The sequence below is a fragment of the Mucilaginibacter sp. PAMB04168 genome (assembly GCF_039634365.2).
Classification (GTDB): domain Bacteria; phylum Bacteroidota; class Bacteroidia; order Sphingobacteriales; family Sphingobacteriaceae; genus Mucilaginibacter.
The window spans coordinates 1,328,810-1,342,862 of record NZ_CP155079.2 but is presented as its reverse complement, the minus strand read 5'-3'; the positions used below and the strand labels follow the sequence as shown (position 1 = coordinate 1,342,862).

The window sequence follows — 14,053 nt, the reverse complement described above, 5'->3', positions numbered from 1 at the left end:
ACCCTTACGAGCTCATGGCATATACCACAATATTTACGCCGAACTTAGTGTTATCCTCGGCCAAAAAGCGCTTATTCCTGAAATCGTAATCCCACTCGCACCCGTAATCCTTATTACTATACAAAACGGCTATCCGGCCATTTATGGTGATGGCTTTCAGGTAATCATGCACCAGGTCATCTCCCCAGCCATTCAACTCAAATGATGTATTGGGCGGACCTTTTTCGAACGTAAAGAAGGAGCGATACAACTCGTGATTGTTGGGGATCTTTTTTAACGCCTGCGGCCCAAAAAGTGATGCCATTTGCGCCTCAAATGATTTGGCAAAAAGACCATCTATATCATGGTTGCAATCGTCTACAAATACAAAGCCGCCATTTTGAACATACTTTTTAAAATTGGCCCGTTCTTGCGCATCAAACTGTACCAGCTTGTGCCCGCTCAGGTAGCTAAACGGCGAGTTAAACACATCGGGGCTGCTTAAGGCCACCACCTTCTCTTTATTATCAATAGGAATGGTAGTGTACTCCAGCAATGAGTTCAGGATATTGGTGGGCATCCGCTGATCGGTGTCCCAATCGCCTGAATGATAGCTAAAGCGGGTAAAAGTAAACTTGGAATTTAATGACATTGCTGTTAAAACTTTAAAAGTAGAAGAAAATTTTAATGCTCTGACAGATTTTGCTTACCGTGTTTGTAATTTTTTAAATACTTAATTTAATTTTTCGCAAAATCTAATGCCTTTTAATCCAAATCACAATATATTGTGATGCGAAACTGAACAACACCTTTATAAATTAGAGGGCGCTATAAAATAAGAGCTTTGGAACTAACAGAAACCCACGTAAAATCGCTGCTGGCTAAGCTTCCGCAGCTAAAAACTGAAATACAAAAGGTGATAGTAGGCCAGGAACACATTCTGGATGAACTCCTGGTAGCTTTTTTGGCCGGTGGGCACTGCCTGCTGGAAGGTGTACCCGGGCTGGCTAAAACCTTACTGGTTAAGACCATGTCTCAGGCTTTGCACCTGTCATTCCGCCGTATACAGTTTACACCCGATTTAATGCCTACCGATATTGTAGGCACCGAAATACTGGAGGAAGACCACGTAACCGGCAAGCGCTTTTTTAAATTTAACAAAGGCCCATTGTTTGCCAACATTATACTGGCCGACGAGATAAACCGCACGCCGCCCAAAACGCAGTCGGCTTTGCTGGAAGCCATGCAGGAGTTTGAGGTTACTTACGGTGGGCAAACTTACCCGCTCGATAAGCCTTTTTTCATCCTGGCTACCCAAAATCCTATTGAGCAAGCGGGCACCTACCCCCTGCCCGAGGCACAGTTAGACCGCTTTTTACTACTGGTACAAATTGGCTACCCTACCGCTGAAGAAGAGTTCGCCATATTAAACCGTACTACCGGCACCAGCAAAGCCACCATTAACCCGGTTATTAGCGCTGAAGAGATACAGCAGGCCCAGGCCCTGGTGCGCCAGGTAAGCATTAGCGAAGAACTGGTGCGCTATGTAAGTGAGCTTATACGTGCTACCCGGCCCGATACCTCTACCCTGCCTTATGTAAAAGAGTGGGTACGCTGGGGCGCTGGCCCGCGTGCGGGGCAGGCGTTAATATTAACTGCTAAAGCGCGTGCATTGCTCAAAGGCCGCTATGCCGTGTTATTAGAAGACATACATGCCATGGCTACTCCTGTGCTACGCCACCGCGTACTCATGAACTTTAAAGCCGAAGCTGAAGGAATTACCTCAGACAAAGCCACCGCTGAATTGATTAAATTAATAGAAAGACCACGGGTTTAGTAATAAGAATTAAGGTTATGCAACCGCAATAATCCGAACATCCGAAATAAAATCATGCTCGACCCGAAAGTACTCATGACGATCAAGAACCTGCCTTTGCTGGCTAAAACGGTAATTGATGGATTTATGAACGGCTTTAACAAAAGCACCGTTAAGGGGCCCGGATTGGAGTTTAGCCAATACCGCAGCTACCAGCCCGGCGATGATCTGCGCTGGCTAGACTGGCGCATGTATGCCCGCAGCGACCGGTACTATATTCGTGAGTCAGAAATTGAGACCAGCATTTCAGTACGTTTTTTGATTGATGCCAGCGCCTCCATGAACCATCATGATGGCACCCTCACTAAAATAGAGTACGCCCGTTTCCTGGCAGCGTCACTGGCTTATTTGGCCAATTTACAAGGAGATGCAGTGGGCTTGTATGTTTTTAAAGAAGGTGGCCTGTTTTCACTGGCCTCGCGGCCCGATCCGCAACATTTACAGCGGCTATATCACCAGTTAGAAAACATAAAGCCGGCCGGTAGTTTTACTCAACCCGTACATTATAAACAATTATTTGCCGGTACAGGCCGAAAGGAACTACTGGTATTTATTACCGACATGTACCAGCCCGAGTGCGAGATCATGAAATTGTTAGATTCACTCGCGGCACTCAGGCACGAGATCATTGTATTTCAATTAATGGGGCAAAACGAGCTGGATTTTGACTTTAAGGGCTATTCCGCTTTAGAAGATCTGGAAACGGGCCAAGTAATACAGGTAGGGCCACAGGCCAGGCAGCAATACCAGCAAGCCTTACAAGCCCACCTCGAAAACATACGCATGCAATTACTCGGCAAACACATTGTACACCGTATGCTCAGCACAGCCCAACCTCTTGATGTTGCTTTGCGTGACTTCTTGGTGCAGCGGAACAAAGGGTAAACCGGCCGCGCCACACCGACGGAACGGAGATAAAAGAGATAGAAAACGATGACAATATACATCAATAACGCAATTGCAAATCAAGAGTCGTCTTTTCGGGAGAAGATTATTGGTAGTGTAAAATATGGCGACGGCGCTCATAAGTGTTACGTCGTTTAAAACGAGTTACATGTTTCAATTTATAAATCCCATATGGTTTTTCAGTGCTGCCGCAATAGCAATTCCGGTATTGATACACCTGTGGAATATACGGCCGGGCAAAGTGCTAAAAGTGGGCAGCATATCGCTTATTAATGCTGCCTCACGTAAAAGCAGCCGGAGTTTTAAATTGCTGGATGTACCACTATTTATTTTGCGCTGCCTGTTGCTGTTATTGGTAGCATTATTACTGGCCATGCCGGTATGGCAAAAAAAAGCGCAAGCGGTTAAAGTAAAAGGCTGGCTACTGATACCCAAAGAGAACCTTACCGAAACTTACAAAAAATTTAAGCGTACTATTGACTCGCTTAACCGTGCAGGTTACGAGTTTCATTATTTTAATACGGGCTTTGCAAAATCTAACCTTAAACAGATACTGCTGCACCCAAAAGATTCAATTCTTGCCTCGCCACCCGCTCCCGCCGCTCCGCTTGCCAACTACTGGAGCCTGTTCAAACAACTTAATAACCGCGTAAGTTCACCATTGCCCGTTTTTGTGTTCACACCTAACCAGGCCAAATATTTTAGGGGTAACAAGCCAGAGATAGCGCTTGATTTGCATTGGCAAACCTACACCCCGGCCGATTCAGCAAGCAGCTGGATACAGGATGCATGGTTTACCAACGCCGGCGATATAAGGGTTATACAGGGCAACAGTACACCATTGGGCACTGCCTATACCTATAGCACAGTAAGCGCAACGCGAAGCAATCCGGCGTTCAGCATACAAACCGCCGGAGACAATGCGCAGGTGAAGCCTGCTAATAACAACCAGGCGCCGTTTAATATTGATACCACCACTCATCGGCTCCTCATTTATGCCGATAACAGTACGGATGCCGCCTACCTGAAAGCAGCCTTACAAGCGGTAAGCAGCTTTACACAGCGTAAAACCGTATTGAGGATAATTACTAACCCAGGTCAGATCTCTCCACAAACGCAATGGCTCTTCTGGCTGTCGGACAAGGCGCTTAACCATCGGGCAATAAAAAGCTGCAATCACATCTTTGCTTACCAAAAAGGCAAAATCTTAAATGTAAACACTTTAATGAGTAACGCGGGCTACTTTTCAACCGCGCTGCCTGATGAAGGTAAAGTGCAGTTATTTAAAGCCGTGAGCGGAGATAGTCTAGATCCTAGTATATGGCGGGATGGTTTTGGTAAACCCATATTATCTGCACAGCAGTACGGTAAAACCAGCATTTATCGCTTTTACAGCCGTTTCAACCCGGCCTGGAATAACTTGGTTTGGAGCAATGCCTTCCCCGCATGGTTACTTCAATTAATGCAGGCAAGCCACCAGGCAAACCAGCCTAATTCAGATAAAAGAATATTAAGCCGCCAGCAATATATGCCGGTTATCACTTCAGCAACGCACACCATCGCAGCTGGCAAGCCGGCTGAAAACAAAAGCCTCGGCCGCTATTTCTGGCTGGCGCTGGTTATAGTATTTGCTGCCGAACGCTGGCTGGCCCATCGCACACCTCAAACTCATAACGCCTAAATGGAACAGGCCGCATTACATAAAATAAAGCAATTACAGCAGCGCTACATTGGCTATCAGTTACTGGCCGATGCCTTGCTGGCTACAGGCTGCGCCTTTTTAATAGCCAGCATTTTGTATCGCCCATGGCAAGCACGTGCTGTGTGGTGTGGCATAGTATCCTTCATGGTTGTTATGGGCATACTGGCAACCATCCGCCGGCCATGGAATACCACCCTGGCTACTCTTTGCCGTTATTTGAATGTTACTTACCCGCAGCTGGAAGAAAGCAGTGCGCTGGTGATTAAACCAGCCGCGGAATTAAATTTGCTTGAGAGCCTGCAACGCTCCAAAGTGGAACAGGAAATTGTGCACCTGCCGGGCCAGCCGCCGCTGGTCATGCATCGGGTAAAAAAAGCTGCAGGATTATTGGCATTAGCCTTAATTTTAAGCGCGGGCATGCTTTGGTTGGGTAAGCACTGGCCGACCGCAAAAGGAGGTTACTACTTTGGCGACAAAAAAACTACTGCTCAAAACGCTGCACCGCCAGAAAAGGTACTGCCGCAAATCGATGGTGTAACCTTAAAAATAACGCCGCCCGCGTATACAGGCAAGCCAGCACGCCAGCAGGATAAATTTACCATTATTGCCGAAGAAGGCGCAGTAGTAACCTGGCACATCAGCACCAACATTGCCGTTAATAGCGTAACGCTCCTGTTCAATGAACATGAAAAGCTGGCATTAACGCACCAAAAGTCCACTGAATGGGCGGCACAACGCCTGCTCAGCAAACCTGGCTTTTACCAGGTAAGTATTGATGGCAAACTATCCGACCTTTATCAAATACAGGTGGTAAAGGATGAATTACCGGCCATTCACATTAAATCGCCCAGGCAATATACCCATATTGATGCCGGCGAGGTTCCCCGTGTTATTATCAATGCCAATGTAAGTGATGATTATGGCGTTAACAATGCTCAGATTTTTGCTACGGTGGCTAAAGGCAGCGGCGAGTCTGTAAAGTTTAAGGATACGGTTTTCAGCTTCAATACATCGTTCGGTAAGCACAACCGGCAATACAATCTGCAACGCACTATTGATTTACCAAAGCTGAACATGAAACCCGGTGATGAACTTTACTTTTACGTGCAGGCACAGGATACACATCAGCAAAAAAACCGCACGGATGTGCTCATTGTATCCATACAGGACACAGCACAACTGCTCAGCATGGACGGATTGGTGGCAGCTGCAAACATAAAACCCGAATATTTCAGAAGCCAGCGGCAAATTATTCTGGACACCGAAAAGTTATTAAAAGAAAAAGACAGCATTGGCGTAACCACCTTTAAAAATCGTTGTAATGATTTAGGCACCGATCAAAAAATGCTGCGCCTGCGCTATGGCAAATTTTTAGGAGATGAAGAAGAAGGCAGTCATGAAGACAATGAACATGATGAACTTGGCAAAGCAGAAAATTTTGGCAACGCCGCTATGGTGATGGATGCTTACACCGATAAGCATGATAATGCAGAAGATGCCACATTTTTGGAACCTGCCGTAAAAGCGCAATTAAAGGCTACGCTGAACGAAATGTGGAAAGCCGAGCTGCGCCTACGCCTTTACAAACCCCTGGAAGCACTGCCGTTTGAATATAAAGCTTTACGGTTGTTAAAAGACCTACAGCAAAAATCGCGCTCATTTGTGGCCAAAACCAATTACAACCCGCCCCCGCTTAAACCCGAAAAACGCCTGAGCGGCGACCTCAGCAAAATCGGCTCACCAGTTAATCAGCAAACGTCAAGGCCGGGGATGGATAAATATGAAACACTGAAAAAAGCAGCCGGCATACTGGAGCAGTCTAAACATCAGGCGCTAAGCATCGCTGATAAACGCATACTGCAACTGGCTGCGCAGCAGTTAGCCGTACGGGCGTCGGCACAACCTGGCATCTACTTAAAAGCGGTTGGCGCATTACGACGTATGTTAACCAGCAATGTAGTACAGCCGACCGACCGCAGTATAATTGAAAAGGCTATACAAAAAAGTTTGCCATCCAGTAAAACCTCACCTTACCCTGCGTCAGCCACTGCCGACATGGGTTTGGCTCAACGTTATTATCAAAATTTAAACCGGTAAGCAAGCATGAACTGGATTATATCGGTCAGTATTATTTGTATTGTATTAGCACTTGTTTTTAGCTGGCAGGAATATCGCCGTACCGACCGCAGGCGTTTATTTTGGCGTTTGTTGGCTGTATGGCTGGCTGTGGCTGCCCTTGGCTGCATAGCTTTACCTGTTACTTACAACGGCACCACACAAACCGCTGCACAAACAACCAATGCTGTGCTTTTAACAGACGGATTTAACACCGATGATATAAATAGTAGCGATTCAGTGTTTACCACCGATGCCAGCATCAAAAAACGTTACAAAAAATCGATTCTACTCGGCAGCTTAGAAGAGTTAAGAAACCACAAACCGGCTTTTACTGGTGTAAGAATTTTAGGTTATGGCCTAACAGCTAACGAGTTAGAATTGTTAAGTGATTTACCGATTGGCTATCGCCCGCCAAAGCGGCCTACTGGCCTCCAATCCATAAGCTGGCCAGCCACATTAAAAACGGGTGAGTCGTTGTTGGTACAAGGCAGCTTTCAAAATAATGAAGAGAAACCTGTTAAGTTCTTATTCAAAGGTTTGAATACAGTGTTGGATTCTATTATCCTGCCGGCCACTAAAACAACCAGCTTTCAACTTAGCACATTACCTAAACCAACGGGGCGGGTTGTTTACCAGTTACTGGCCTTGGCTGGCAACGATACCTTAGCTGCCGAAGATCTGCCCGTTCAGATTGAACCGACTAGGCCGTTAAAAGTGTTGATGCTGAATGCGGCTCCCAACTTTGAAACACGTTTCCTTAAAAACTGGTTGGGCGAAAATGGCTACGCGGTTGCCAGCCGCTCTGTGATTAGTAAAGATAAAATCAGTGAAGAATACACCAACCTTGATAAATTGAACTTACAAAAGCTTTCAGCCGGGGTGTTAGATAGATTTGATGTAGTACTGGGTGATCTCTCTGCCCTAAAATCACTCACTGCTGCAGAAGGAGCACTATTGAAGCAACAGGTAACTCAAAAAGGATTAGGCGTTATTGTTCGGGCCGATAGCTCAGATAAGGCTGCCTCATGGCTGCAGCGCGATTTTCCTGTTACCACCGTTGCTGTAAAAGAACAGCCTTTGGTGCAGCTTATTTTACAGGGCCAGGCACGTAAAACAGCCAAATTAGGAATTGACGCAGCATACATTAATTATCATAACAACACCCAAAGCCTGGCAACTGATGCACAACGCCACGAACTGGCTGGCATAGCGCTCGCCGGCGCTGGTAAGGTGATATTCACTACTTTAAATCATACTTATAGCTGGCTGCTGGCTGGCAACAAAACAGATTATGCGGCGCTATGGTCGCTGCTCATCAGTAAATCAGCCCGTAAACTACCACCATTACAAAACTGGCATATTGCATCGGCATTGCCTTCAGAAAACGAACAGGTAAGGCTAGTATTGCAAAGTCCGGTATCGCCCCAAGATGTGATCATCAATGGCCAAAAAATAGCGCCCGAGCAAAGTGCAGCCATCCCTTACGAATGGAATTTCAGTTACTGGCCTCATAAAACAGGTTGGCAGGTGGCAAATTCAGGCAATGGGCCGTCATTTTGGTGGTACAACTATGCAAAAACAGGCTGGAGAAGCTTAAAGCAGCTTAAAAGAATAGCTGAAACGTCAACATTTGCCGCCGTTCAGCAAAAAAAGATGGCTGTAACAAAACAAATACAGCAAAAAATAAAAATTGAGGTTCCTAAACTGATTTTTTATTTACTTTTATTAGCGTCTTGTACCTTTTTATGGGTCGAGCGCAAATTTATAAGCTAGAAAACTAAACAACTCATACCAACTAATTACTAAAAGGAGGATTAAACCTTGAAACGTAGAAATTTTATTTATCTGTCGGGTGTAGGTGCCGGTGCCTTAATGCTGCCCAACCTGCCATCCTTCGGTAGCCCAATCGATCCGGCTCAGGCACTGGAGCAGGTTGACGTGCGCATCAAAAAAGAACTGGCTGATGTAGCACTCAACACGGCTAAATCTAAAGGTGCCAGCTATGCCGACATTCGCATAGGCCGCTACCTCAACCAGGCTGTTATAACCCGCGAAACCCGCGTACTTAACGTAGCCAACGCCGAATCGTACGGCGTAGGTATACGCGTGTTGGTAAATGGTTGCTGGGGCTTTGCCTGTACCAATACCGTAACTAAAGACGGTGTAGCCAAAACAGCCGAACGTGCCGTTGCCGTGGCTAAGGCTAATGCTAAAATTGGCGGTCCGCCGGTACAACTGGCTCCGCAAAAAGGTTATGGCGAGGTAAGCTGGAAAACCCCAATTGAGAAAAATGCATTCGAGGTTCCTATTAAGGAAAAGGTAGACCTGCTGATGGCTGTAAATGGTGCAGCATTAGCAGGTGGTGCAAGCTTTGTAAATTCGACCATACTGGCTATTAACGAGCAAAAATACTTTGCTTCAACCGATGGCTCTTACATCGATCAGGACATACACCGTTTGTACCCCAACTTTAGCGTTACCAAGATAGACCCAGCTAAGGGCGCTTTTGAAACGCGCGCCGCCTTGAGCTCGCCGGTAGGTATGGGTTACGAGTACTTAACCCCATCAGAAGCTGAAAAAATGCAAGGCGTTGTTACCCGTTACAGAAACCGGTACGATATGCTGGAGGATGTGAAGAACGCCGCCAAAAATGCTACTGAAAAGGTATCAGCAAAATCGGTTGAGCCAGGCAAATACGACCTGGTATTGGATCCATCGCATCTTTGGTTAACCATACATGAATCGGTTGCCCACCCTACCGAGTTAGACCGTGTACTGGGTTATGAAGCTAATTATGCAGGCACCAGTTTCCTGTCTTTAGACAAGTTAAAATCGGGTAACTTTAAATTCGGCAGCACTAACATGAATGTTGTAGCCGATAAGAACCAGAAAGGCTCTTTAGGCGCTGTGGGTTATGATGACGAAGGCGTTAAACCTAAACAGTGGGAAATTGTAAAAGACGGCACACTGGTTAATTTCCAGGCCATACGCGATCAGGCACACATGCTGGGTTTAAAAGAATCACAAGGCTGCTGCTACGCTCAAACCTGGGCCGACGTGCAGTTTCAACGCATGCCTAACGTATCGTTAATGCCAGGCAAAACACCACTTAGCGTAGCCGAAATGATTAAGAAGGTCGAAAAAGGTATCTACATTGTAGGTAACGGTTCATTCTCTATCGATCAGCAACGTTACAACTTCCAGTTTGGCGGCCAGTTGTTCTATGAGATTAAAAACGGGCAGATTGTGGGCATGCTGAACGACGTGGCATACCAGGCTACCAACCAGGAGTTCTGGAACTCACTGGCTGCAGTTTGCGATGAGCGCGATTACCGACTGGGCGGTGCGTTTAACGATGGCAAGGGTCAGCCGAGCCAGTCGAACGCCGTATCGCATGGGTCGTCGACCTCGTTATTTAAAGGAGTAAATGTTATAAACACTAAACGTAGAATCGGATAATCAGCATATGCCAATACTTAGCAAAGAAGAAGCACAGGCTTTATTAAAGAAAGTGCTCAGTTACTCAAAAGCCGATGAATGCGAGATAGGCTTAAACGGTCAGGAAGGCGGCAACATCCGTACCGCATTAAACGCCGTATCAACTGCAGGCGATATCAGCACCCTGGGTTTGGCGGTAAGCTCAACCTTCGGTAAAAAAACCGGAACCGCTACCATCAATGAGTTCGATGACGCCTCATTAGAAAAAGTGGTGCGCCGCTCAGAAGAACTGGCCCAGCTGGCTCCGGAAAACCCGGAGCATATGCCACCTTTAGGCGGCCAAACTTTTGCCGAAGCTAACACCTATAATGCCAAAACTGCAGCCATGACGCCCGAAAGTCGCGCCGAAATGGTTGCAGCCAGTTTAAAAGCATCAAAAGAAGCCGGTTTAGAAGCCGCAGGCTTTTTAGAAAATACTACCGGCTTTTATGCCACCATGAACAACAAAGGTTTGTTTGCCTATAACAAGTCAACCGATGTTACTTTCTCGGTAACCACACGTAATAAAGAAGGAACAGGTTCGGGCTATGCAGCACGCGGTTTTACCGATGTAAGCAAGCTGGACACCTATGCCGCTACTAAGATTGCCACTCAAAAAGCAAACGGCTCCATAGGCGCACGTGCCATCGAGCCTGGCAAATACACCGTTATACTGGAACCCACAGCGGCGGTGTACATGATGGAAAACATGTTCCGTTTTGATGCACGCAGTGCTGATGAAGGCCGCAGTTACCTGAGCAAGCGAGGCGGAGGCACCCGTTTAGGCGAAAAACTAATGGACGATAAAGTAAATATCTATTCTGATCCATTTAACGCCGACCTGCCGGCCAGCACTTGGAGCGGCGAGGGTTTACCTTTAGAAAAAACTTACTGGATACAGAATGGTGTAGTTAAAAACTTAAGCTATTCGCGCTATTGGGCCGAGAAAAAAGGTGTGAAACCAATGCCTGGTCCAAGCAATATTATTATGGACGGCGGCACGGCCACACTGGATGAAATGATAAAAAGTACAGAGCGCGGCATATTAGTATCGCGCTTGTGGTACATTCGTATGGTTGACCCGCAGGTACTGGCTCTAACCGGCTTAACCCGCGATGGCACTTTTTATATCGAGAACGGCAAAATTAAGTTCCCAATTAAGAACATGCGCTTTAACGAGAGCCCGATTATCATGTTAAACAACGTAGAAACATTGGGCAAGCCAGAGCGTGCTATCAGTGTAGAAAGTTACCGTAGCTACATGATACCGCCGATGAAGATTCGGGACTTTACGTTCACGTCACTTTCAGACGCGGTGTAATCACGTCTAAAGTCAATGTTATAAGCCGTTCTGCCAGCCAGAACGGCTTTTTCTTTTTAACCTTTTTTAACAAACGCTTCAGTCTTGAAACACTAAATTTAAACATGCCTAAATTTAGCTTACTATTATGCGTTGCGCTCTGCCTTGCCGCCTTTTTGAGTTATGGACAACAAGCTGTAAAAGGCAGGGTATTAGAGGATAAGACCCGTGTTGGTTTGGCTGGTATACATGTGCAAAATCTTAACACCAAACAAAGCGCGGTTAGCGATAATAAGGGCAAGTTCATTATTAAAGCTAGCCTAAACGATTTACTCTTGTTTAAAGGCTTCGCCTACCAGAACGACACATTGCTTATTACTAAACTTAATGACTTTGAAGTGTTCCTGCTACCACAGCAACATATGCTTAACGGCGTCGAAGTAAAAACTAGGGAAGGACCAAGCCTGATATTTTCAGACCCTTACTTTCATGGGCAAACCACTGCTTACCAAACCGATCGGGCTGGCAACTTCAAAGGCGGGGTAGCCTTTAGGTTCTGGTACTGGAAAAAGGATGAGCGACGCAAGCAACGGCAGGAACAAATGCTCCGAAATGAAGAGACTAAAACACAGATAGCCAAAGTATTCAGCACCGCCAACGTTTCTAATTACATACCGCTCCGCGGCACCGAATTGGAGGCTTTCGTACGCCGTTATACGCCTGCTGTAAATATCTACCGGGCCAATGATTTTGTGTTAGTTAAATACCTGAATAACTGCTATAAGAAGTTCATGCAGTTACATCCATCTCAAAGGCAAATTTTGCCTGATTCAGGCGTTTTTAAGCAGTGATTTTTGCGCGTATATTACTATATTACGCAATCAAATACCACTGCTTTGAATAGAAAGGACTTTTTATACCTCACCGGTATGGGCATGGGCGCAGCATTGTTGCAGAGCCTCCCGGTTATAGGCTCGCCGGTACCTCATGATACGGTTTTACAACCGGTTGATAACGCTATCAAAAAACGCATGGCCGATGTAGCGCTTAATGCTGCTAAAAGCAAAGGTGCCACTTATGGCGATGTAAGGCTGGGCCGTTATCTAAATCAATCTATAAGCACCCGCGAACTGCGTGTGCAAAACATAACCAGTGCCGAATCATACGGTATGGGTATACGGGTGCTGGCTAACGGCTGCTGGGGCTTTGCCGCTACCGATAAACTGGATAATGACAGCATTGCCAAAGCCGCCGCACAAGCTGTGTCTATAGCTAAAGAAAACGCACGCCTGCAAAGTGAGCCGGTGCAACTTGCTCCGCAAAAAGGCTATGGTGAAGTAAGCTGGAAAACACCAATTGAAAAGAACGCTTTTGAAATACCGGTTAAGGATAAAGTTGATCTGTTACTGGCTGCCAATAATGTGGCGTTAAAAGCAGGAGCCAGCTTTATTAACAATAACCTGTTCATGATTAATGAGCAGAAATACTTTGCCTCAACCGAAGGCTCTTACATTGACCAGGATATTCACCGGTTATGGCCATCCTTTACTATCACTAAAACCGATTCTAAAAACGGTGGTTTCGAAACCCGCAACTCATTGAGCGCCCCGGTAGGTATGGGCTTTGAGTATTTGATACCCGACGAAAAAGAAAAGATACAAGGCATATTCCCGATTTATAAAAAACGGTATGACATGCTGGAGGATGTGCGTATAGGCACCGCTCAGCTGGAAGAAAAACTTAAAGCCAAACCGGTTGAACCTGGCAAGTATGACCTGATATTAGACCCCACTAATCTGTTCCTTACCATACATGAATCGGTTGGCCATCCTACCGAGCTTGACCGTGTACTGGGTTACGAGGCCAATTTTGCCGGTACCAGCTTTTTAACGCTTGATAAATGGGAATCAAAAAAATTCCAGTTTGGCAGTAAGATGGTAAACTTTGTAGGCGATAAAACACGTCCCGGTTCACTTGGTGCGGTTGGGTATGATGATGAAGGTGTGAAGAGCGGACAGTGGGATATAATAAAAGATGGCGTGCTGGTTAACTACCAGGCCACGCGCGACCAGGCGCACATATTAGGCCTGCCCGCTTCACAAGGCTGCTGTTATGCCCAAACCTGGAGCGATGTGCAGTTTCAGCGTATGCCAAATGTAAGCCTGCAACCAGGCAAAACGCCGTTGAAGGTTGCCGAACTGATAAAAAATACCGAGAAAGGCTTATACATGTTTGGCCGTAACTCCTACTCTATCGATCAGCAACGTTACAACTTTCAGTTTAGCAGCCAGCTTTGTTATGAAATTAAAGATGGCAAAATTTTAGGCATGGTTAAAGGTGCCGCCTACCAGGCCAACACCCAGGAGTTCTGGAACTCTTGCTCAGCCATTTGTGATGAAAGCGATTTCCGTATGGGCGGATCTTTCTTTGACGGTAAAGGCCAACCCTCACAGGTTAGCGCTGTATCGCATGGCTGCTCAACCACCAAATTTGATAAGGTAAATGTGATCAGTACGGCGAGGAGATTAGGGTAGAAAGTTAAAGACATTTCGCATCCCTCCTCGGGAGGGCGGGGAAGAATTAATAATTGCATAGCTTTTTGACAAGTAACTCCAACAGATGGATATACAAGCAACCCGCCCCCAAGTTAGGGAGGGACGTTTTAATATATAGTAAGACATTAGAACCAATCAAC

At 46.1% G+C, this 14,053-nt stretch carries 10 protein-coding genes; 9 read left to right on the top strand and 1 reads right to left on the bottom strand.

Translation table 11 applies throughout. The features are described from left to right. Window positions 1-4 precede the first annotated feature (4 nt). Window positions 5-631 carry a DUF4159 domain-containing protein gene (locus ABDD94_RS05785; protein WP_345955051.1) on the bottom strand — a complete coding sequence of 209 codons (627 nt, stop codon included), beginning with the start codon at window positions 629-631 and terminating at the stop codon, window positions 5-7. A 192-nt stretch (window positions 632-823) separates the two neighbouring features. Between ABDD94_RS05785 and ABDD94_RS05780 the strand changes: the two genes are divergently transcribed. From ABDD94_RS05780 to ABDD94_RS05740, 9 genes are all read left to right on the top strand, one after another. Next, entirely contained in the window at window positions 824-1,816 is a 993-nt protein-coding gene (locus tag ABDD94_RS05780) for a MoxR family ATPase (RefSeq protein WP_345955050.1), read from the top strand. 54 nt (window positions 1,817-1,870) lie between these two features. Then, window positions 1,871-2,740: a DUF58 domain-containing protein gene (locus ABDD94_RS05775; RefSeq protein ID WP_345955049.1), complete on the top strand. Its 870-nt coding sequence runs from the start codon at window positions 1,871-1,873 to the stop codon at window positions 2,738-2,740. 169 nt (window positions 2,741-2,909) lie between these two features. Beyond that, the gene (locus tag ABDD94_RS05770; protein ID WP_345955048.1) at window positions 2,910-4,442 is read left to right on the top strand and encodes a BatA domain-containing protein; all 1,533 of its coding nucleotides are present in this window, start codon (window positions 2,910-2,912) and stop codon (window positions 4,440-4,442) included. Continuing rightward, the gene (locus ABDD94_RS05765) at window positions 4,443-6,560 is read left to right on the top strand and encodes a DUF4175 family protein (RefSeq protein ID WP_345955047.1); all 2,118 of its coding nucleotides are present in this window, start codon (window positions 4,443-4,445) and stop codon (window positions 6,558-6,560) included. It begins immediately after the preceding gene. 6 nt (window positions 6,561-6,566) lie between these two features. Next, entirely contained in the window at window positions 6,567-8,354 is a 1,788-nt protein-coding gene (locus tag ABDD94_RS05760) for a hypothetical protein (RefSeq protein WP_345955046.1), read from the top strand. 48 nt (window positions 8,355-8,402) lie between these two features. After that, window positions 8,403-10,040, top strand: coding sequence for a TldD/PmbA family protein (locus ABDD94_RS05755; RefSeq protein WP_345948483.1), 1,638 nt, complete (start codon window positions 8,403-8,405; stop codon window positions 10,038-10,040). A gap of 7 nt (window positions 10,041-10,047) precedes the next feature. Continuing rightward, entirely contained in the window at window positions 10,048-11,379 is a 1,332-nt protein-coding gene (locus tag ABDD94_RS05750; protein ID WP_345948484.1) for a TldD/PmbA family protein, read from the top strand. A gap of 104 nt (window positions 11,380-11,483) precedes the next feature. Beyond that, entirely contained in the window at window positions 11,484-12,209 is a 726-nt protein-coding gene (locus ABDD94_RS05745) for a hypothetical protein (protein WP_345955045.1), read from the top strand. Between the two features lie 45 nt (window positions 12,210-12,254). Then, the gene (locus ABDD94_RS05740) at window positions 12,255-13,892 is read left to right on the top strand and encodes a TldD/PmbA family protein (protein WP_345955044.1); all 1,638 of its coding nucleotides are present in this window, start codon (window positions 12,255-12,257) and stop codon (window positions 13,890-13,892) included. Window positions 13,893-14,053: the final 161 nt, after the last annotated feature.